Below are 20,772 nucleotides of genomic sequence, written 5' to 3'. Positions count from 1 at the left end.
CCGTCTCGCCTGCGTCCCGTCGCCGCGCCGGCCTTACTGTTTCTCAACTGCGGGTGTATCGTATTCGCCTTTTGCGGGCCTGGGCCCGCGGCTGATACGTGAGGTAGTTGAGTCCATGTCCTTTACCCGTCGACAAATACTCGGTGGTCTGGCCGGTCTGGTAGTGGTGGGCGTGGGGGCGGGCGGCGCATCGCGTTATTGGCTGGGAAAGATGGCTGACGCCGAGGCGGGGCACGATTACGAGCTGATCGCCGCGCCACTGGACGTGGAGCTGGTGCCGGGGCACAAGACCGAGGCCTGGGCCTTCGGCCCTTCGGCGCCGGGTACCGAACTGCGGGTACGCCAGGGCGAGTGGCTGCGGGTACGCTTTATCAACCACCTACCGGTGGCCACCACCATCCACTGGCACGGCATCCGCCTGCCCCTGGAAATGGACGGCGTGCCTTACGTCTCGCAACTGCCGGTGCTGCCCGGCGAATACTTCGACTACAAATTCCGCGTACCGGATGCCGGCAGCTACTGGTATCACCCCCATGTGAACAGCAGCGAAGAACTGGGTCGCGGCCTGGTGGGCCCGCTGATCATCGAAGAGCGCGAACCCACCGGCTTCAAGTACGAGCGCACCCTGAGCCTGAAAAGCTGGCACGTGGATGAAGAGGGCGCGTTCATGCCCTTCAGCATCCCTCGGGAGGCGGCGCGCGGTGGTACGGCCGGGCGCCTGTCCACCATCAACGGTGTGTCCCAGGCGGTGATCGACCTGCCGGCCGGGCAGATCACCCGGGTGCGCCTGCTGAACCTGGACAACACCCTGACCTACCGCATCAACATCCCGGATGTCGAAGCGCAGATCTACGCCCTGGACGGCAACCCCATCGAGCCGCGCCCCTTGGGCAAGGAATACTGGCTGGGCCCGGGCATGCGCATCTGCCTGGCGATCAAGGCGCCGGCGGCCGGTGTGGAGTTGTCCCTGCGCAACGGACCGGTGCGCCTGGGCACTTTGCGCTCGGTGGCCAACAACGACGCGCCCACCCAGTGGCCCGCCGCCTTGCCGGCCAACCCCGTGGCCGAGCCGGATCTCGACAACGCCGAGAAGCTCAACTTCAATTTCGAATGGGTTGGCTCAGTCTCGGTGAACGTGGACAATGGCAAGCCGCCTAGCCTGTGGCAGATCAACGGCCAGGCCTGGGACATCACCGACAAGACCTGCGCCGACCGCCCGATTGCCACCCTGAAAAAGGGCAAGAGCTACATTTTCGAATTGAAGAACATGACCCAGTACCAGCACCCGATCCACTTGCACGGCATGAGCTTCAAGGTCATCGCCTCGAACCGCAAGAAGATCACCCCCTACTTCACCGACACCTACCTGCTGGGCAAGAACGAGCGTGCCCGGGTCGCCCTGGTGGCGGATAACCCGGGGGTCTGGATGTTCCACTGCCACGTGATCGACCACATGGAAACCGGCCTGATGGCCGCCATCGAGGTGGTGTGATGCGCCAGATACGCCCGGCGCCGATCATCGACCGCAGCCGCGACCAGGACTTCATGCGTGAAGCCCTGGCCCTGGCCGCGCAGGGCGCTGCCCTGGGCGAGGTGCCGGTTGGCGCGGTGCTGGTGCTGGATGGGCAGGTCATCGGCCGTGGCTACAACTGCCCCATCAGCGGCAGCGATCCCAGCGCCCACGCCGAGATGGTGGCGATCCGCGAAGCGGCCCAGGCGGTGAGCAACTATCGCCTGCCCGGCAGCACCCTGTACGTGACCCTTGAACCTTGCAGCATGTGCGCCGGGCTGATCGTCCATTCGCGCATTGCCCGGGTGGTGTACGGCGCACTGGAACCCAAGGCCGGCATTGTGCAGAGCCAGGGGCAGTTCTTCACCCAAGGGTTTCTCAACCATCGAGTGCTGTACGAGGGCGGAGTTCTGGCCGAGGAGTGCGGCACGGTGCTGAGCGAATTCTTCAAGGCGCGTCGAGCGCGCTGATCTCAAACCGGTTCGCGGCCTACACAAAACCGTAGGAGCCGGCTTGCCGGCGAAGAGGCCCTTGAGCCTTGCGCCGCTCTGGCGGGCGCCTTCGCTGGCAAGCGGAACGCCGCCCGGCCAGCTCCTGCGGGGGAAGGCGGGTTATTTCTTGGCGACTATCACCGCACGCATCGGCGCCGGCAGGCCTTCGATGGTCTTGCTGTGGTCGTTGGGGTCCAGGAAGTCGCTCAGGGACTGGTACTTCATCCACTCGGTGCCGCGCTGCTCCTCGACGCTGGTCACGCTCACATCAACACAACGCACATCGCTGAAACCGGCGCGTCGCAGCCACAGTTCCAGGGCCGGTACGGACGGCAGGAACCATACGTTGCGCATCTGCGCGTAGCGGTCTTCCGGTACCAGCACCTGGTGCTGGTCGCCTTCCACCACCAGGGTTTCCAACACCAGTTCACCGCCCTTGACCAGGCAGTCCTTGAGCGCCAGCAGGTGCTCGATGGGCGAACGGCGGTGGTAGAACACCCCCATGGAAAACACCGTGTCGAAGCCTTCCAGGTTGGCCGGCAGGTCTTCGAAGGGGAAGGGCAGGTGCCACACCGAAGGCTCCGACAAGTAACGCTGCACCGCCTGGAACTGGCAGAAGAACAGCCAGTTGGGGTCGACGCCGATCACGCTGTGGGCGCCGGCGCCAAGCATGCGCCACATGTAGTAGCCATTGCCGCAGCCGACATCGAGGATGCGCTTGCCCTCAAGGTCCAGGTGCGGGGCGACCCGCGACCACTTCCAGTCCGAACGCCATTCGGTGTCCACGTGCACGCCGAACAGGTCGAACGGGCCCTTGCGCCACGGCGACAGGCCCATCAGTGCGGTGCGCATCTGCGCCCGAGTGGCGTTGTCGCAGTCGGTGTCCAGGCGCAGGCCATTGATCAGGTCGATTTCGCTGGGCTGGATCTTCGGCAATGCATCCAGGGCGCTTTGCCAGCGCTCCAGGTCGCCATGGCCTTTTTCCATCTTGGCGTCGAGCTGGGCTTGCAGCCCGTTGGCCCAGGTGGCCAGGGGCGTACCCGCCAGACGGCGAGCGAGGGGGGACAGATCAATCATGGCAGGGCAATCAACGAGGCAAAGTTAAGGCATTGGAACCACGGCACCACTTTCGAGAACCCGGCAGCCAGCAGGCGTTCGCGGTGTTCTTCGAGGCTGTCGGGCTTCATGACGTTTTCGATGGCACTGCGCTTCTGGGCGATTTCCAGTTCGCTGTAGCCGTTGGCGCGCTTGAAGGCGATGTGCAGGTCGGTGAGCAGGGCGTGTTCCTGGTCATCGTTGAAGCGCAGCTTCTCCGAGAGGATCAGCGCGCCACCGGGCAGCAGTGACTGGCGGATGCGCCCCAGCAGGGCCAGACGCTGCTCGGGGGCGATGAACTGCAGGGTGAAGTTCAGGGCCACCACCGAGGCCGGCTGGAATTCCAGGGCCAGGATATCGCCCTCGATCACCTGCACCGGCAGCAGCTCCTGGAACATCGAGTCCTGGCCGTTGAGGTATTCCCGGCACCGTTCGACCATGGCTGCGGAGTTGTCCACCGCGATGACCCGGCAGCCATCCGTGCGCACATGGCGGCGCAGGGCCTGGGTCACTGCCCCCAGGGAAGAGCCCAGGTCGTAGAGCACGCTGTTGGGCTGGGCGAACTGCGCCGCCAGCACCCCGAGGTTCTCGACAATGGTCGGGTAACCCGGCACCGAGCGCTTGATCATGTCCGGGAACACCCGCACCACATCCTCGTTGAAGGCGAAGTCGGGCACCTGGGCCAGTGGCTGGGCGAAAAGGCGGTCGGGTTCTTTGCTCACGGCGGTTCCGGCGATGGAGATAAAAAGAGGGCGGCATTGTAGCCGCTGCCGCAGGCTGCGATAAGGCCCGCAGGGCCTTCAGGGGCGCAAGGGCGACGCAAGGTGGGGGCCTTTCGCCGGCAAGCCGGCTCCTACGGAGAGTAGGGACCGGCCTGTCGGCGCAGGCGGCTCAGCGTGGCTTCTGGCTGAACGCCGAAGCGGCAATGCCCCACTGGCCCAGCCAGTAGAAAATGATGATCAGGTAGGGCGCGGCGTCGAAGGCCAGCACGAAGCGGCTGATGCCGATCAGGCTGTCGGAGAAGGCAAAGCTCAGGGCGCCCAGCGCTGCCAGTACCGCGGACCGCGTGGGCACCGCTGAGCCGAGGCGTGCCAGGGCGCGCCAGAGCATGGCGCTGATGGTCAGGGCGTAGACGATCACCGGCACCAGCAACGGCCCCAGGCCGTGGGAGATCAGGATGCTCAACAGCACCGCGCCAATGGCCAGTGCCACCAGCAAGGGCAGCAGCGCCGGGCGCCGGCAGTCGCTGAGATAAGCCTTGAGGTAGGCCAGGTGCGCCACCAGGAAGGCTCCGAGACCGAACACGAACAGGTCCGTGGGCCAGGCCAGCAGGACATCCCCCAGCACCGAGAACAGCAGGCCGATGATGATCCAGCGCCGGTAGTCCCCGGGCGGTGCATCGTGCAGCCAGCCCAGCAGGGCCAGCACCGGCAGTGGCTTGACCAGCAGGCAGAGCAGGGTGGCATGCACGCTGACGCCGTAGAGGAAGGTCGCGGCGCCCATCAGCGCCAGTATCAGCCAGCCCATGTCAGTTCACCGTGATCGAGCAGTCGAAGGCCTTCACCGGGGCCTCTTCCGGTGCCCAGGGTTGCTGGTAGGTCAGCAGCAGCCGGCCCTGGCCGCTGGCGAAGGCCTGGAAACGCCAGGTCGACTGCCCGCCACTGCCCACCAGACCGGTGTCTTCGGGGTTGCTGTAGACCTCGGGGCTGACCTTGCGCAGGATGCCGCCGGCCGAATCCTGGATCGCCCAGCGATAACCGGTGGTGGGGTTGCTTGGCAGGGTGAGGATCAGGTTCTGCCCATTGTGCAGTTGCAGCGGGCATTCACTCTGGTTTTCAACGGTGACGTTCTGCTTGGGCTGGCTGGCGCAAGCGGTCAGCAGGGCGAGGCTGAGCAGGGCAAGAAGGCGGGGTGTGGGCATGGGTCAGGAAGCTCCGATCATTCATGACGAACGGCGAGCATAACTGAAGATGATGGGCGGTGTGGGGAGGGGAATAAAGGTTGGCGGTTATGGCCTGTTCGCCGGCAAGCCGGCTCCTGCGAGGGGGGCCCTGCAGGAGCCGGCTTGCGGCGAAAGGGGTTAGAACAGCACTTTGGCCACGTCGGCAAAACGCTTGGCAAAATGCACGGTGATGCCTTCCTTGAGGTAGTCCGGCAGTTCTTCGAAATGCCCGCGGTTGGGCTCCGGCAGGATCAGCTCGTGGATCTTCTGGCGCCGCGCGGCGATGACTTTCTCGCGCACCCCGCCAATGGGCAGCACGTGGCCGGTGAGGGTCAGCTCGCCGGTCATGGCCACGCCTTTCTTCGGCGGCTGGTTGCGCGCCAGGGACAGCAGGGCGCTGGCCATGGTCACCCCGGCACTGGGGCCGTCCTTGGGGGTGGCGCCTTCGGGAACGTGCAGGTGGACGAAGGCTTCGTCGAAGAACTTGCTGTCGCCGCCGAATTGCTTGAGGTGCGAGCTGACGTAGCTGTAGGCGATCTCCGCCGATTCCTTCATCACATCCCCCAGTTGCCCGGTGAGCTTGAAGCCGCGGTTGTGGGTGTGAATGCGCGTGGCCTCGATAGGCAGGGTGGCGCCGCCCATGCTGGTCCAGGCCAGGCCGGTGATGACCCCGGTGCCGCTCAGGACCTGCTCGTTACGGAACACCGGCATGCCCAGGGAAGCCTCCAGGTCCTTGGGCGCGATCTTGATCGTGGCGTCCGGCTCGTCCAGCAGCTTGACCACGGCCTTGCGTACCAGCTTGCCCAGTTGTTTCTCCAGCTGGCGCACCCCGGCTTCCCGGGCGTAGCCATCGATCACCGTGCGCAGGGCGCTGTCGCTGATGCTCAGGCTGGTCTTGGCGACACCGGCCTTTTCCAGCTGCTTGGGCCACAGGTGGCGTTTGGCGATGGCCAGTTTTTCTTCGGTGATGTAGCCGGACAGGCGAATCACTTCCATACGGTCCAGCAGCGGGCCGGGAATCGAATCCAGGGTGTTGGCAGTGCACACGAACAGGACCTTGGACAGGTCCATGCGCAGGTCCAGGTAATGATCGAGGAAGTCGACGTTCTGCTCCGGGTCCAGGGTCTCCAGGAGGGCCGAGGCCGGGTCGCCCTGGTAGCTCTGGCCCATCTTGTCGATCTCGTCGAGCATGATCACCGGGTTCATCACCTCCACTTCCTTGAGGGCCTGCACCAGCTTGCCCGGCTGGGCGCCGATGTAGGTGCGGCGGTGGCCCTTGATCTCGGCTTCATCACGCATGCCGCCGACGCTGAAGCGGTAGAACGGCCGCCCCAGGGATTCGGCGATGGATTTGCCGACGCTGGTCTTGCCGACACCGGGTGGGCCTACCAGCAGCACGATGGAGCCGCTGATCTCGCCCTTGTAGGCGCCCACCGCGAGGAATTCGAGGATCCGGTTCTTGATGTCGTCGAGCCCGGCGTGGTGCTTGTCCAGCACCTTGCGCGCGTGCTTGAGGTCGAGCTTGTCGTCGCCGAAGACGCCCCAGGGCACGGCGGTGGCCCATTCCAGGTAGTTGCGGGTAACCGCATATTCCGGCGAACCGGTCTCCAGGATCGACAGCTTGTTCATTTCCTCGTCGATGCGTTTCTGCGCCTGGGGCGGCAGCACTTTGCCAGTCAGGCGCTGTTCGAACTGCTCCAGGTCGGCGCTGCGGTCATCCTTGGTCAACCCCAGCTCCTGCTGGATCACCTTGAGCTGCTCCTTGAGGAAGAACTCGCGCTGGTGCTCGCCGATCTTGCGGTTGACCTCGGCGGAAATCTCTTTCTGCAGGCGCGCCACTTCGACTTCCTTGCGCAGCATCGGCAGGACTTTTTCCATGCGCTTGAGCATGGGCACGCAGTCCAGCACTTCCTGCAGTTCGTTGCCGGTGGCGGAGGTCAGGGCGGCGGCGAAGTCGGTCAGGGGCGACGGGTCGTTGGGGCTGAAGCGGTTGAGGTAGTTCTTCAGCTCTTCGCTGTACAGCGGGTTGAGCGGCAGCAGCTCCTTGATCGCATTGATCAGCGCCATGCCGTAGGCCTTGACCTCGTCGGTGGGCTCGCTGGGCTGATGGGGGTACTCGACCTCCACCAGGTAGGGCGGACGATGGTGCTTGAGCCAGGTGCGGATGCGCACCCGGGTCAGGCCCTGGGCAACGAACTGCAGCTTGCCGTTTTCACGGCTGGCGTGATGGACCTTGACCAGGGTGCCGTACTCCGGCAGCGCGGAGGTATCGAAGTGTCGCGGGTCCTCCTGCGGGGTGTCCATGAAAAACAGGGCAAGGGAGTGATGCTCGGATTTGCTCACCAGTTCCAGGGTTTCGGCCCAGGGCTCTTCATTGACGATGACCGGCAATACTTGCGCAGGAAAGAAGGGACGATTGTGAATCGGGATGATGTAGACCTTGTCCGGCAGATTCTGTCCGGGCAGGGCCAGGCCGGTGCCATGGGCAGCCTGGTGTTCGGTGTTTTCCGGATCGACGTAGTCACGTGGATCTTCGGGAAATTCTTGCTGGTCGCTCATGGAGGCTCCTGCGCGATGGACTATGCAGCTTAGATGGGGCAGGTCGCCGCGGGTTTCAATGGGGGACTGGTTTCAGCGTTTTTCCGAAGCGGTGGGAAATGCCGCTGCATCGCCCCTTGCTCTGGCAGAGAAGCGTTGCATAGCCGCGGTCTAGGCTGTTCTTGCTGCATGCCTGGGGGTTTTTGCGAAGGGATTCAAGCTCACTTGAAGGGGCTGTTTGACATGGGTTGTCAATAAAATGACTGCGATGTCACCTGTTTTATTGCGTGATCTTGTGTAATTTGAGGATTAATCTGATTGCCCGGAATGCCGGAATGAAGCTGGCATTTATTTGACGCGCGCATTCAGCTTCTCAGAGGGATGGGTATGAAGAAGGGATTTTTCAGCTTCCGGCAGGGGTTATCCGCGTCGGCCTTTTCAAGGCCCGCCGGGGACTTGGAGCGACTGAGAGCAGCCTTATGAAGTGGCGCCGAACCTTTCAGGCAAGGATTGTCGGGGTGCTGGCGCTATTGCTGTTGGTATTGATTGCCGCGGTGTATTTCGCGGTCAAGACCGCCACCACCCAAGCGGTGGAGCGCCAGGCGCAATTGCAACTGAAGATCGGCACCCGGGTATTCGAACGGCTGCTGGACTTGCGCGGTCGCAACCTGCAGTACGGTGTCGACTGGCTGGTGGTGGATTCCGAGTTTCGCCGGGCGGTGCTCAGCGGCAAGCCGGTGGATATCCTTGCCGCCCTGGCCCAGCATAGCGGCGGCATCCGTTCCAGCGAGATGTTCGTGCTCAGCCCCGAGGGCCGGGTCATCGCCAGCACCCTGCCGGTGATCGCCCGGGACCAGCACTTTCCCTACGACCAGGCCCTGCGCCGGGCCATGCGGCACAACACCCACATGCTCTTCGTCGCAATCAAGGGCCGGCCCTATCTGCTGGTCCAGGGGGAAGTGCTGGAGTCGCTACCCATCGCCCGGGTAGTGATGGGCTTTCCCATGGATGAGCTGTTTGCCCAGGAACTGCGCTCCATGAGCAACCTGGAAGTGTCGTTTCTGACGGTCGATGGTCAGCATCCCGGCGAGCTGTTCAGCACCCAGCCGGAGTTCTTCTGGTCGCCCATCATCAATGTCCTGGCCGACTCCCTGTGGCAATCCCTGCCGCAGTTGAGCGAGACCCATGGCCAGCGTTTCCTCAACCAGGCCTTGCAACTGGCCAATACCGGGGATGCCGGCGATCCGCGGGTCATGGCCTTGCTGCAAAGCCCCCTGGAGCAGGCGTTGCAGGCCTTTGCCCCGCTGGACCGGGAGTTCATGTGGATCGCCATGGTGGCGCTGGTGGTCTCCCTGGTCTGCGCCCTGCTGATGGCGCGGCGGGTATCGCGGCCCCTGGAAGACCTGGCCCAGGCGGCAAGACGCATCGGTGCCGGTAACTATCAGGCCCCGGTAACCATCAAGCGCAGCGACGAGTTCGGGGTGCTGGCAGATGCCTTCAACGCCATGCAGAGCGCCATTGCCACCCGCGAACGGCAACTGGCCCACAACGCTCTGCATGATCCGCTGACCGGGCTGCCGAACCGGGCCCTGGCCATCGAACGCCTGACCAAGGCCATTGCCGCCCGGCGCAATGTGGTGCTGCTCTACCTGGGCATCGACAACTATCGGGCGATCAACGAAGGCTTTGGCACAGAAGGCCTGGACCAGATGATGGGCGAGCTCAGCCGGCGCCTGCGGGAAGTATTGTCCCAGGGCGATACGGCGGCCCGGATCACCGCCAGTGAATTCCTCCTGCTGCTGGAGAACACCGAACTGGACGGGGCCATGGCCATGGCTGACCGGCTGCATGACCTGCTCAGCCGGCCGCAACTGATCCAGGGCGATGAGGTGCGCCGGCAGATCTGCATGGGGATGGCGGTGTACCCCGCCGACGGCAAGTCCGCCGAGGAACTGATCAGCCGCGCCGCCATCGCCCGCCATGATGCTTCGCTCAAGCCCGGTTACTTGCAGGTCTACCAGCAGGACCGAGACCTGGCTCACCAGCGGCAGATCAGCCTGATCCGCGACCTGCGCCGGGCGGCCGCCGAAGGTGAGCTGTTCCTGTTGTACCAGCCCAAGCTCGATCTGCGCCGGGACTACCTGCACCAGGCCGAAGCCCTGCTGCGCTGGCAGCACCCGGTGTTCGGCGTGGTCTCGCCGGCGGAATTCATTCCCCTGGCCGAGCGCACCGGCAGCATGCACAGCCTCACCGCCTGGGTCATCGAAGCCTGTATCCGCCAGCTGGCGGAGTGGAACCGCCGGGCCCTGCCCGTACGCCTGTCACTGAACATCTCGGCCAGCGACCTGGAGGACGACGGCCTGGAGGTACGGGTCAGCGATTACCTTGAGGGCTATCAGGTGGCAGCCGAACAGTTGGTGTTCGAGATCACCGAGAGCGCCATCATGCGCGACCCGGAGCAGGCCCTGGCCGTGCTGCAACGCTTGCGCGGCTGCGGCATCAGCCTGTCGGTGGACGATTTCGGTACCGGCTATTCATCCCTGGCGCAGTTGCAGCGCCTGCCGGTGCAGGAACTGAAGATCGACCAGTCGTTCATCCGCAATCTGGATGAAACCAGCGGCGATGCGGTGATCGTGCGTTCCACCATTGAAATGAGCCACAAGCTGGGGCTCAAGGTGGTGGCCGAAGGCGTGGAATATGAGCATTGCCTGAAATTGCTGGAAAGCTGGGGCTGCGACACGGTGCAGGGCTATCTGATCAGCCGACCGTTGCCGACCGAGGCCTTTGAGCGCTGGCTGGTGAACTCCCGGGTGTCGAGCTGAAAGCTGGATGGCCGAGGGGCCATCCAGGGGGCGCGCTCAGGGGGCGGCGGACTCGGCCTTGGTCAACAGGCTTTGCAGCTCCGGCTCTATGCCTTCCTCACTGAGGTTGTCCATGATTTCCAGGATGCAGGGCGCATAGCGGGGCTCGATGGCCGCTTCCGACCAGTCCAGTTCATAGATCGCCATGACCCTTACGTCCAGGTAGGGCGAATCCACCAGCAGGCGTTTCAGTAGCTCGATGGCCGGCGGGCTGCGCAACTCTCCCAGGGACACCGCGCAGCGGTGCTGCCAGTACTCGGGGCGCGACAGCAGGGTTTCGCCGAGGCGTTGCCATTGCGCCGGGGTAAAGGCGTGGAGGACTCCCTTGGCCACCTGCTCGGTGGTGTATTCGTTCCAGTTGGCGGCTTCCGAGTCACCGAACCAGTGGTGTAACCGTTCAAACAACTCATCACGCTTATCCGTACTCATGATGTCTTTCTCCTGCGAGGGCGGTCGCGCCAGCACGCTGTTCCTGGCGTGCCGCCCAATGCCATGGCGTTTATACCGGCGTGCCAGAACCGATGCTGCCTCATTTGCGCAGGGCTTCCCAGCATTAACGGCGCGCGCTGACCAACCGTGTCTTGGCATTCTGGTGCAGGCCGCCCGATAGCGCGGCCCCGATTGTCCCGGTTTACCAGGTGCCGGCGAACTTCACCGCCGCCGCGGCGCGTGACGGCACCTTGAGGGTATGCAGCAGGGAAGACACGTGGATGCGCACGGTGAACGGCGAGATATCCAGCTCTCGGGCGATTTCCTTGTTGGTCTTGCCCTGGGCGATCAGGCGCAGGACTTCCTGTTGCCGGGTGGTCAGCTGGCTCACTTCGGCGCAGGCGTCCAGGGGCAGCAGCAGGCCGGAAGGCGCGTACTTGACCACCACGTCGCCTTCGCGGATGGCCTGAATCGCCTGGCCGATCTCGTCCGGGCTGATGCTCTTGCCGATGAAACCGTCGGCCCCGGCGGCCATGACTTCGGCGATCAGGTCCTGGTTGTCGACCATCGACACCACGATGATCGAGGTGCGCGGCAATTGCTGGCGCAGGCCGGCAATCATGCTGACCGAGGTCAGGCCGGGAAAGCGCAGGTCGAGAATCAGCGAGTCCGGCTCCTCGCCGCTCTCGGCCAGGGCCATTACCGCAGCCAGGTCGCCGGCCTCTTCGAGCACGGCATCGGGCAGCAAGCGCTGGATGGTGCGCAGCATGCCTTCGCGAAACAACGGGTGGTCGTCGGCGACGATAATCCGGCATGTCATGTTTGAAACTCCTTGAAACATCCAGTCCTGTGGGCATGCTAACTTGGCGCACGGCGTTGTAACTGCCCGCTGGTCGTGTCCGATGGGCCAGTTTGCCGAACGGCAAAAGACCACGGCAGCGCATATTGCACAAGGAGGTGATTGCATGAAAGTTGAGAAAGACAGTGAACTCGATCAGGCCACCCTGCGGATTATCGTGGCCGGATGCGCCCTGGTCTGGTTTGGCGTGATCGGCTTCCTGCCGGGGCAGGATGTGGATCCCTACGTGCCGGTGATGATCTACATTTCCCTGTTCATGCTGGGTTCGATCGTGCTGCGCATGGCCATTGCCCGTTGGCCCGGGCACTACCCGGCGCGGCGCATCCTGGGCATGGTCTATGACTACACCGGCACCTGTTACGGCCTGGTGGTAGGCGGCGAGGGGGCGCTGCCGATCTATGCGGTGATGGTCTGGGTCAACCTGGGCAATGGCATGCGTTTCGGCTCGCGCTACCTGGCCATCGCCACCGTGCTGGCGCTGTTCGCGCTGTTCATGGTCTACCTGCTGACCCCCTATTGGCAGGCCCAGCCCTACATGGTGCTGATGCTGATGATCACCAGCACGGTGATCCCGGTGTACGCCCACATCCTGCTCAAGCGCACCCGCCTTGCTTCGGAAGAGGCGATTGCCGCCAACCTGGAAAAGTCCCGTTTCCTGGCCCAGGCCAGCCATGACCTGCGCCAGCCGATCCACTCCATCGGCCTGTTCACCGCCTGCCTGCGCGAAGCCAGCCTGGGGGTGGATGAGCGGCGCCTGGTGGACAACATCGATCGTTCGCTGCTCAACGTCTCGCAGCTGTTCCGCTCGATCCTCGACCTCTACACCCTGGACAACGGGCGAGTGCAGCCCAAGTACGAAACCGTCCACCTGGGCGAACTGCTGCGCGACCTGGTACGCCAGAATTCCGAGGCGGCGCGCTGGGCCGGTGTCGAACTGCGGCTGCGGCCCTGCGCCCATTGGGTGCGGGTCGACCCGGGGCTGTTGGCGACCATGGTGCAGAACGTGCTGTCCAACTGCTTCAAGTACGCCGCGGAACGGCCGGTGCTGATTGGCGTGCGCCGGCGTGGCCAAGGCCTGGCCATTGTCATCTATGACCAGGGTCGGGGGATTGCCGAGGAGCATCTGCCGAAGATCTTCGATGAGTTCTACCGGGTTCGCCAGGTACGGGACAAGGACGTCGAAGGCGTCGGCCTGGGCCTGTCCATCGTCAAGCGCCTGGGGCAGATGACTGACCTGCAGGTGACGATTCGTTCGCGGGTCGACCACGGCACCACGGTCAGCCTGCACGGCCTGTCACTGGCCGCGCCACAGCGTTTGCACGGTCGTGACGAGGCGTTGCAGAGCGGCTTGCTGACCGGGCTGCGGGTCTGTCTGGTGGAGGATGACCGTAACGTGCTGCTGGCCACTTCGGCGCTGCTGGAGCGCTGGGGCTGCGTGGTCCAGGCCGAATCGAGCGGGGAGAACCTGCTGACCGATTGCGACATTATCGTCGCCGACTATGACCTGGGCACCCGGGCCTCGGGTATCGAATGCATCGACAGCATCCGTCAGCAGCGGGGCTGGGAAGTGCCGGCGCTGATCATCACCGGGCACGACATCGAGAAAATCCACGCCGCCCTGCACGACCGCAACATCGCCATCCTGTCCAAGCCGGTGCGGCCGGTGGAACTGCGCAGCACCTTGCGAGCCCTGCGCGAGGCGCCGCTGGTGCCTGCCCACAGGGCTGCGGCGCCAGAGGCAGTTACCAGGTCCGGCACGGGATAAGCAGGGGGTAGTTGGTCATGGTCAGCTTCTTGTTCTCGCCGCTGGCCAGTTCGACGAAGTCATCCAGCATGCCCGAGTACGAAGAGATCGAACTGCGCTCGGTGTAGTAGTGGGTGGTCACCGGCCCGTAGTTGGTGTTGCTCTGGCCGGTGCCCACGTACTCGTTCCAGCGGCTGGTGCCGTACACCATATCGCGGCCCTGGACGAAGTAGCGGCCCGGTTGCAGCCCCGTGAACTGGAAGATGCCGTTGCCGTCGGTGCGGGTCACCCGGTGCACGGCCAGGGCCTCGGGGACCATGCTCACCGGTGCGCCTTCGGGTTGGGACGCGCGCAACTTGTGCCAGGCCTGCAAGTGCGGGGTGGCCGGGTAGAGATAGATCTCGACGTTGCGGCTGTCTTCGATACCGTCATTGCCGACGATACAGAACTTGCCGGTGAGCGTTGCGGTGCCGGGTTGCAGCGCGGCGCGCGCGGCCTGGGTGTCGAAGGGCTCGTCGGGGTACTGCACGGTGGGAATCTTGACTGGCGGGTATTCGTCCAGGGTTCGCCCTTGGCGCGGCGCGCAGGCAATCAGGGTACAGGCGAGCAGGGCCAGGCCTGTCACCATGAAGAGACGGGGTTTCATCAACTCAGGACCTTTTCAGGAGGGAGTGGTGCTCGCCCGACGCTGTCCCGCTGCTACACCGGTGCAGCCCGTCGCGGCGAACCTGGTTGGCCAGGGGCTAGCGGTTTATTGCTTGCTGCACTCGGCCGGCAGCGCTACCGCTCCACCCATGGTGGCGAAGGCGACCATGCCGCCGCTGGGCAGTACGCAATTGTATTCGCCGGCACTGGTGCTGGCGGTGAAGTAGGTCTGGGACGCGTCGCTGCGCACGTTGGAAACCGTGGAAACCGGCTTGCCAAGGGTGATCTGGGCGCGGTTCTTGAGGTCGTCGTTGCTCGGTTTGGCGATGGCGCAACCGCCCAGGGCGAGTGCCAGGAGGCTGAGCAGGGCAACGGGGCGGAGGCTGGACTGGAGTTTCATGATGAATCTTCCTTGGTGTTGTTGTGTTTTCAACGGCGCAGCCGCTCCCGACACCGCAGGCTGGCAACGGTGGGGAGATCAGATGGTTGCTCGGCACTATAGCCCCGGGTTGGGGGAGGGTCGATTAGCACAAATGGGCTAATGTCGCTTTGCAATTAAGGGACTGCTGGGCAGGCGAACAGGGCCGCTTGAGAGGGCCGGCGAGGCGCCGCCGGTCCTGGAGCCGGGGTCAGGTCAGCAGTTGTTCCTGCAGGCGTCGGCCCAGTACGTCCAGCAGGTCGCAGCCATCGCGCAGGGGGATGACGCACAGCTGGGCGAAGTCCTGGAGCAGAGCCGGGTTGCTCTGCAGGTTGTCGTGGCTGGCGATGTTCTCCAGCAACTGGGTGGCCGCGCGGATGCGGTGTGCGGCGGCTTCGTGGAGAGCGTCCAGCGGGGCCTGGGTGTCCACCAGCAGGGCGGGGATGTTGTAGTCGTTGCTGGTGAGGGGCATGTATTGCTCCACGGCTTTGTCCAAAGTGCAGGCTACAAACAGGTCAGGCAGTTGCTGGTGCTTTGCGCGCCTGACGATATGGGGGGCTTCCACACCCCTGTCACTGAGTTTTCAATGACCCCCAGACCTTAAGGGCAGAGCCCTTGAGGGGCAAGGTGATGCGATGGGACGTGAGTTGTAGGAATTTTCGGTGACCGTCCTTTGAAGGGCTGCCGGTCGAGCAAGATGGAATGACAAGCCCCTTGTAGGAGCCGGCTTGCCGGCGAAGAGGCCCGCAAGCCATGCAGCGCCCGGGCCCGCGTCTTCGCTGGCAAGCCAGCTCCTACGCAGAGGGCGAACGGCACAAAAAAGGCGGCTACCAGAAGGTAGCCGCCTTTTTCATGCCTGCCGGTAAAGCTTATTCCGACAGTTTGTAGGCAATGATGTAGTCGCCCATCTTGGTGCCCAGGGAGCCGTGGCCGCCCACGACCACCAGCACGTACTGCTTGCCATCCTTGCCGGTGTAGCTCATCGGCGTGGCCTGGCCACCCGCTGGCAGGCGGGACTTCCACAGCTCCTTGCCGTTCTTCACGTCATAGGCGCGGATGTACTGGTCCAGGGTGCCGCTGAGGAAGCCCACGCCACCACCGGTAACCATGGAGCCGCCCATGCTCGGCACGCCCATCGGCAGGCCGATCGGGATTGGCGAGCTGTCACGGCTGGTGCCGTTCTTGTGCTTCCACACCACCTTGTTGGTGGTCAGGTCGATACCGGCCACGTAGCCCCAGGCCGGAGCCTGGCAAGGTACGCCGAGCGGCGACATGAACGGATGCATGATCACCGCGTAAGGCGCGCCGGTGTTGGGTTGCACGCCCGAGGTCTCGCTTTCGCGCTTGCTCCCGGCGGCCACTTCGGCACGCGGCACCAGCTTGGAAACGAAGGCCATGTAGTTCGGGCTGGTGAACAGCAATTGACGGACCGGGTCCAGCGAGACGCTGCCCCAGTTGAACACGCCGACGTTGCCCGGGTAGATCAGGCTGCCCTGCACCGATGGCGGGGTGTACTGACCTTCATAGCGCAGTTCCTTGAACTGGATGCGGCACAGCATCTGGTCGAACGGCGTGGCACCCCACATGGCTTTCTCGTCCAGTGGCGGCGGCAGCAGGTTCAGGTCCGAACGGGCCTGGGTCGGTGCGGTGTGGTCGCCTTCGACTGCGCCGGTCGGGGCCGGTACTTCACGGATCGGCACGATCGGGGTGCCGTCGCGACGGTCCAGTACGTACAGGCTGCCTTGCTTGGTCGGCTGGATCAGCGCCGGCTTGACGCCGTCCGCGGTCTTCATGTCCAGCAGAGTCGGCTGGCTGCCCACGTCCATGTCCCACAGGTCGTGGTGGGTGAACTGGTAGTTCCAGCGCAGCTTGCCGGTGTCGATGTCCAGGGCCACGGTGCCGGCGCTGAATTTCTCGGCGCCTGCGGTGCGGTTGCCGCCCCACTGGTCAGGCATCTGGTTGCCCAGTGGCAGGTAGACCATGCCCAGTTTCTCGTCGACGCTGGCCAGGGACCACATGTTCGGCGAGTTGCGGGTATAGGTCTTGCCTTCCGGCAGCGGAGTGGTCTCGTCCGGGTTGCCCGAGTCCCAGTTCCACACCAGGTGGCCGTCGTGCACGTCGAAGGCGCGGATCACGCCGGACGGCTCGTTGGTCGACTCGTTGTCGGTCACGTGGCCGCCAATGATCACCAGGTTACGGGTGATGGCCGCCGGGGAGGTGGAGTAGTAGCCGCCCGGGGTGAATGGGCCGATACCGGCCTTCAGGTCCACGGCGCCCTTGGTGCCGAAGTCTTCACAGACCTTGCCGGTGTCGGCGTTGATGGCGATCAGGCGCGCATCGGCGGTAGGCAGGAACAGGCGACGCGGGCAGCTGGTGGCGATGGCCTGGCCCGCGGGGGACAGGGTGGCCGGCTGGCTGATGGCGTCGGCGTTCTTGAAGTTGGCTTCGTCGTAGTACGACACGCCACGGCAGGTCATGTGTGCCCAGCCACGGAAGTCGTCGCCGTTGGGGCCCTGGATCTGCGGATCGAAGCGCCAGATTTCCTTGCCGGTATCCGGGTCCAGGGCCAGCACTTTGCTGTGGGCGGTGCAGGCATAGAGCTTGCCGTTGACCTTCAGCGGGGTGTTCTGGTTGGTGATTTCCACCGGGTCCTTGTCGGTCGGCATGTCGCCGGTGCGGATGCGCCAGGCTTCCTGCAGCTTGCCGATGTTGGCCGGGGTGATCTGCTTCAGCGGCGAGTAGCGATCGCCGAACTCGGTGCGGCCGTAGGCCTGCCATTCACCGTCGGGGATGGCCGGCGCGGTGCTGGTCATGTCCGCGGTGTCGCGGCCCAGGTCACCGGAGATTTCCCCGGGGTTGGTGAACTGGCTGCCAATGGCGGCGCCACCGGCCAGGACCACGGCCACGCTCAGGGCAGCGGTGCCCAGCGGGGCCGGGCCATCGCGCAGCAGCGGGCGACGGAACCAGGGCAGCAGCAGGACCACGCCGAGGGCGAACCACAGCGACAGGCGTGGCACCAGTTGCCACCAGTCCAGGCCGATTTCCCATAGCGACCAGACGGTACTGGCGAACAGTACCAGGGCGTACAGGCCCAGCGCCGCGCGTTTACCGGCCAGCAGCAAGAGGCCGGTCAACGTCAGGCCGATACCGGCCAAAACGTAGTACAGCGAGCCGCCGAGCATGCTCAGCTTGATCCCCCCGGCCAGCAAGGCCAGGCCCATTAGCAGCAGCAAGATCCCGAGCAGGCTTGGCAGCAAGCGGCTCGGACTTGAAGCACCCTCAGTGCTCATAGTGTGGTTCTCCGTGACGTTTAGAGTGTTCCCGCGCATGTTCACTGTAGATGACGATCAGGCGCGGGCTTGGTTCAGCTGAAAACTGTGAATGGCGTCGTTGTGTGCCTGTCGGCCTTAGAACGAACTCTGGATCTTGATCCCGCCGATCAGGGCGTCGTCCACCCGGCTCACGCCGCCGGGGTGGCGGATGTATTGCAGGTTGGGGCGCACGGTCAGCCAGTTGGCCAGGTGCACGCCGTAGTACAGCTCGGCGCTGTATTCGGTGTCCTGGGGCGGCAGGTAGCTCGGGTTGTCGTAGTCGTAGAGCGCCCGGGCCTGGTTGCTGGCCTGGGCGTTCTTGCGGTACGCCGGGTTGACATGGACCCGGGCCAGGGCAAAGCCGATGTCATCCTTGGCCCGGGCATCGAACAGCCCCTTGTAGACCAGGCCCGCCTGGACATAGTTGTCGATGGCGTTGGTCTTCTTGTCGTGGGCGGTGACGTTGGCGAACAGGCTCAGGCCGCGGGAGTGGTCGCTGGCCTGGCTGGTGACCTGCTGTTGCGCGCCCAGCCACAGGCCGTGCTTGCTGGAGCTGCTGCGGTAGGCCTCGCCGGTCAGGGCTGCAGGCTGGCCATTGCCATCCTTGTAGACGTCGCTGGCCTTGGCGCTGCTGTAGTAATAGCCGGCGCGGTACTCACCGGCCAGGCCGTTGAGTTTGGGTGTCCACACCAGTTCCACTGGCAACAGTGTGCCCTGGGTGCCGCTGCCGCTGAGCTTGAAGCCGTTGTCGCGATCGAGGTTCGAGGGGTTCTGCTCATAGGCACCGATCTGCGCGTAGAGCTCGGCGTTCAGGTGGTATTTGACCCGCAGGGCCCACTGGCTGACCGGCCAGTTGTACCAGACGCTGCCGGCCCAGTTACCCACCTGGGAGCCGCAGAACGCCAGGTTCTGGAAGTCGCAGGGGAAGCTGTTGAAGTCTTCGCCCTGGCCGAAGCGGCCGGCCTTGATGTCGAGCTTCTGGTCGAAGAATTTCTGCTGGTACCACATTTGCGTCAGGCGCCAGGTCTGGCCGCGGCCCCAGACTTCCTGGGCCGAGGTGAAGCCGCCGACCCGCGGGTCGTTGATCCGGTCGTTGCTGATGTTGTCGCCGTCGCGCTTGGTCACCGTCAGTTGGAATTCGGCGTCGTCCCAGCCGAGGATCTTCTGCAGGTCCAGGTGGCTGCCGAAGGCGAACTGGTCGCTGTAGCGCGCGGTGCGGTCGTGGTCGTAGCCACCGTGCAGGTTGGCGCCCATCTCGCCGACGTAGTCGATCTTGAAGTCGTAGCCTTTGTTGGCCAGTTCCGTGCGGGTGCCATTCCAGTCGCCGAGCATCCACGGTGAGTCACTGTCGAAGGCCGGTGCGGCCTGGGCGCAGGCGGCAAATCCAAGGGCGCCGAGTAGGCTCAGGCTCTTGGGCAGGGCGACGGAAGTCAGGACAGCGCTGTCTTTTAAACGCTGAAAAGTGGGCATAGGCATTCGGATAAGGTCTTTTTCTAGGAATAGGCAGAAGCAAGGGCATGGCGCGTAGCATCGATGCAGGTTGATCGAGAACGGCAGGCCACTGATTTCAAAGGGAAAGATGAAACGGTTCAGCTTTATTAGGGGGCTAAGGATAAAGCGCCGTCTCCGGGAGAGAAAGCGCTTTTATTGACATGAACAGTTTCGCAATCGGTAACAGTTCCCGGCCCGGGCTCTGCTCAGCGTGGGGCGCTGGCCTGGGCGAGGCTGGGTTTGTGCCGGGTGTGGCTCAGAGCAAAGTGCGCCACCAGGCCGAAGATCAACCCCCAGAACGCGGCGGCCAGGCCCAGGAAGCTCATGCCCGATGCCGTGACCAGGAAGGTGATCAGCGCCGCTTCACGCTGTTTTTCGTCGGCCATGGCGCCGCTCAACCCGGCGCTGATGGCGCCGAACAGGGCCAGGCCGGCCAGTGCCGCAATCAGTTCCTTGGGTAGGGCGGCGAACACCGAGGCCAGGGTCGCGCCGAAAATCCCCATGAGGATGTAGAACAGGCCGCAGGCGATCCCGGCGATGTAGCGCTTGTCCTTGTCTTCATGGGCTTCGCGGCCGGTGCAGATGGCAGCGGTGATGGCCGCCAGGTTGATCCCGTGGGAGCCGAACGGCGCCAGCAGTGCCGAGGTGATGGCTGTCCAGGAAATGATCGAGCGGGCCGGGGTGTTGTAGCCGGCGCTGCGCATCACCGCCATGCCCGGCACGTATTGCCCGGTCAGGGTGACCAGGGCCAGGGGCAGGCCGATGTTGATGATGGCGTGCCAGCTCCACTCGGGAGCGATGAAGATCGGCTGGGCCACCGCCAGGGTGATGGCACCGCCATTGAGTTCGCCCAGGCCTGCGGCCATCGCGCAGCCCACCAGCAGCACCGCGAGGATCGCGTAGCGGGGTGACAGGCGCTTGCCCAGCAGGTAGGCGGCGATCATCGCCAGCACCAAGGCCGGTTGCAGGCTGACCGAAGTGAACAGGCCGGCGCCGAAGCGGAACAGGATACCCGCCAGCATGGCGGCGGCAATCGCCTTGGGCAGGCGGCTCATGAGCTTGTCGAAGGCCCCGGAAAGCCCGACCAGCGCGATGAGCAATGAGGCCACGATGTAGGCGCCGATGGCCTGGGGCAGCGACACCGTGGGCAGCATCGACACCAGCAGCGCCGCGCCGGGGGTGGACCAGGCGGTGATCACTGGCACTTTCAGGCGCCAGCTCAGCAGCAGGCCGGTGAGGCCGCTGCCGATGGAGATGGCCCAGATCCACGATGACACCTGGTCGCTGGGCAGATGGGCTTCGCGGGCGGCCTGGAACACGATGATCAAGGGGCCGGCGTAGGAAATGATCACGGCGATCAGGCCGGCGATCACGGCGGAGAGGGACAGGTCCTTGCTGAGACTGTGCATGGCATCTCGACTGGGCATGGGTGGGAGGG

The 20,772-nt window shown here is 64.4% G+C and carries 17 protein-coding genes; 4 read left to right on the top strand and 13 right to left on the bottom strand.

The window, feature by feature from the left end; genetic code table 11:
* Positions 1-115: 115 nt before the first annotated feature.
* Positions 116-1,492, top strand: coding sequence for a multicopper oxidase family protein (locus KI242_RS25180; protein ID WP_015636864.1), 1,377 nt, complete (start codon positions 116-118; stop codon positions 1,490-1,492).
* Positions 1,492-1,980, top strand: coding sequence for a tRNA adenosine(34) deaminase TadA (gene tadA / locus KI242_RS25175; protein ID WP_011063181.1), 489 nt, complete (start codon positions 1,492-1,494; stop codon positions 1,978-1,980). The genes KI242_RS25180 and tadA overlap by 1 nt, the downstream gene beginning before the upstream one ends.
* Positions 1,981-2,121: 141 nt before the next feature.
* On the opposite strand, the gene cmoB is transcribed toward tadA, so the two are convergent.
* The 5 genes from cmoB to lon all read right to left on the bottom strand — a co-directional run bounded on the left by cmoB (position 2,122) and on the right by lon (position 7,597).
* Complete coding sequence (cmoB, locus tag KI242_RS25170) at positions 2,122-3,078, bottom strand: tRNA 5-methoxyuridine(34)/uridine 5-oxyacetic acid(34) synthase CmoB (RefSeq protein ID WP_015636863.1); 957 nt, start codon at positions 3,076-3,078, stop codon at positions 2,122-2,124.
* Positions 3,075-3,818 (bottom strand): carboxy-S-adenosyl-L-methionine synthase CmoA, encoded by a 744-nt coding sequence (gene cmoA / locus KI242_RS25165; protein WP_011063179.1) that lies wholly within the window; start codon positions 3,816-3,818, stop codon positions 3,075-3,077. Before cmoA ends, cmoB begins: the two co-directional genes overlap by 4 nt.
* A gap of 169 nt (positions 3,819-3,987) precedes the next feature.
* The gene (locus tag KI242_RS25160) at positions 3,988-4,623 is read right to left on the bottom strand and encodes a lysoplasmalogenase (protein WP_011063178.1); all 636 of its coding nucleotides are present in this window, start codon (positions 4,621-4,623) and stop codon (positions 3,988-3,990) included.
* A gap of 1 nt (position 4,624) precedes the next feature.
* Positions 4,625-5,017, bottom strand: a complete 393-nt coding sequence (locus KI242_RS25155) for a protease inhibitor I42 family protein (protein ID WP_011063177.1) — start codon at positions 5,015-5,017, stop codon at positions 4,625-4,627.
* A 159-nt stretch (positions 5,018-5,176) separates the two neighbouring features.
* On the bottom strand, positions 5,177-7,597 hold the full coding sequence (gene lon / locus KI242_RS25150; protein ID WP_011063176.1) for an endopeptidase La: 2,421 nt from the start codon (positions 7,595-7,597) through the stop codon (positions 5,177-5,179).
* A gap of 458 nt (positions 7,598-8,055) precedes the next feature.
* On the opposite strand from lon, the gene KI242_RS25145 reads away from it, so the two are divergent.
* The gene (locus KI242_RS25145; RefSeq protein ID WP_015636861.1) at positions 8,056-10,398 is read left to right on the top strand and encodes a GGDEF domain-containing phosphodiesterase; all 2,343 of its coding nucleotides are present in this window, start codon (positions 8,056-8,058) and stop codon (positions 10,396-10,398) included.
* A 36-nt stretch (positions 10,399-10,434) separates the two neighbouring features.
* On the opposite strand, the gene KI242_RS25140 is transcribed toward KI242_RS25145, so the two are convergent.
* Together KI242_RS25140 and KI242_RS25135 are read right to left on the bottom strand one after the other, a co-directional pair.
* Positions 10,435-10,866, bottom strand: a complete 432-nt coding sequence (locus KI242_RS25140; protein ID WP_011063174.1) for a hypothetical protein — start codon at positions 10,864-10,866, stop codon at positions 10,435-10,437.
* A gap of 202 nt (positions 10,867-11,068) precedes the next feature.
* Positions 11,069-11,686, bottom strand: coding sequence for a response regulator transcription factor (locus tag KI242_RS25135; protein WP_015636859.1), 618 nt, complete (start codon positions 11,684-11,686; stop codon positions 11,069-11,071).
* Between the two features lie 145 nt (positions 11,687-11,831).
* Between KI242_RS25135 and KI242_RS25130 the strand changes: the two genes are divergently transcribed.
* Positions 11,832-13,490: a hybrid sensor histidine kinase/response regulator gene (locus tag KI242_RS25130; RefSeq protein ID WP_015636858.1), complete on the top strand. Its 1,659-nt coding sequence runs from the start codon at positions 11,832-11,834 to the stop codon at positions 13,488-13,490.
* On the opposite strand, the gene KI242_RS25125 is transcribed toward KI242_RS25130, so the two are convergent.
* From KI242_RS25125 to KI242_RS25100, 6 genes are all read right to left on the bottom strand, one after another.
* Positions 13,468-14,115, bottom strand: coding sequence for a carboxypeptidase-like regulatory domain-containing protein (locus tag KI242_RS25125; protein ID WP_015636857.1), 648 nt, complete (start codon positions 14,113-14,115; stop codon positions 13,468-13,470). The genes KI242_RS25130 and KI242_RS25125 overlap by 23 nt on opposite strands.
* Positions 14,116-14,220: 105 nt before the next feature.
* A complete protein-coding gene (locus KI242_RS25120; protein WP_015636856.1) occupies positions 14,221-14,514 on the bottom strand; it encodes a hypothetical protein in 294 nt (97 codons plus the stop codon).
* Positions 14,515-14,743: 229 nt separating this feature from the next.
* Positions 14,744-15,004 (bottom strand): hypothetical protein, encoded by a 261-nt coding sequence (locus tag KI242_RS25115; protein WP_015636855.1) that lies wholly within the window; start codon positions 15,002-15,004, stop codon positions 14,744-14,746.
* A gap of 397 nt (positions 15,005-15,401) precedes the next feature.
* Complete coding sequence (locus KI242_RS25110) at positions 15,402-17,822, bottom strand: glucose/quinate/shikimate family membrane-bound PQQ-dependent dehydrogenase (protein WP_015636854.1); 2,421 nt, start codon at positions 17,820-17,822, stop codon at positions 15,402-15,404.
* Positions 17,823-17,939: 117 nt separating this feature from the next.
* The gene (locus tag KI242_RS25105; RefSeq protein ID WP_011063168.1) at positions 17,940-19,313 is read right to left on the bottom strand and encodes a carbohydrate porin; all 1,374 of its coding nucleotides are present in this window, start codon (positions 19,311-19,313) and stop codon (positions 17,940-17,942) included.
* A 227-nt stretch (positions 19,314-19,540) separates the two neighbouring features.
* The gene (locus KI242_RS25100; RefSeq protein ID WP_053153559.1) at positions 19,541-20,743 is read right to left on the bottom strand and encodes a benzoate/H(+) symporter BenE family transporter; all 1,203 of its coding nucleotides are present in this window, start codon (positions 20,741-20,743) and stop codon (positions 19,541-19,543) included.
* Between the last annotated feature and the right edge of the window lie 29 nt (positions 20,744-20,772).

It is taken from the genome of Pseudomonas sp. Eqa60, from assembly GCF_018326405.1.
In the GTDB taxonomy this organism is placed as follows: domain Bacteria; phylum Pseudomonadota; class Gammaproteobacteria; order Pseudomonadales; family Pseudomonadaceae; genus Aquipseudomonas; species Aquipseudomonas protegens.
This window is presented reverse-complemented; position numbering and strand designations above follow the sequence as displayed.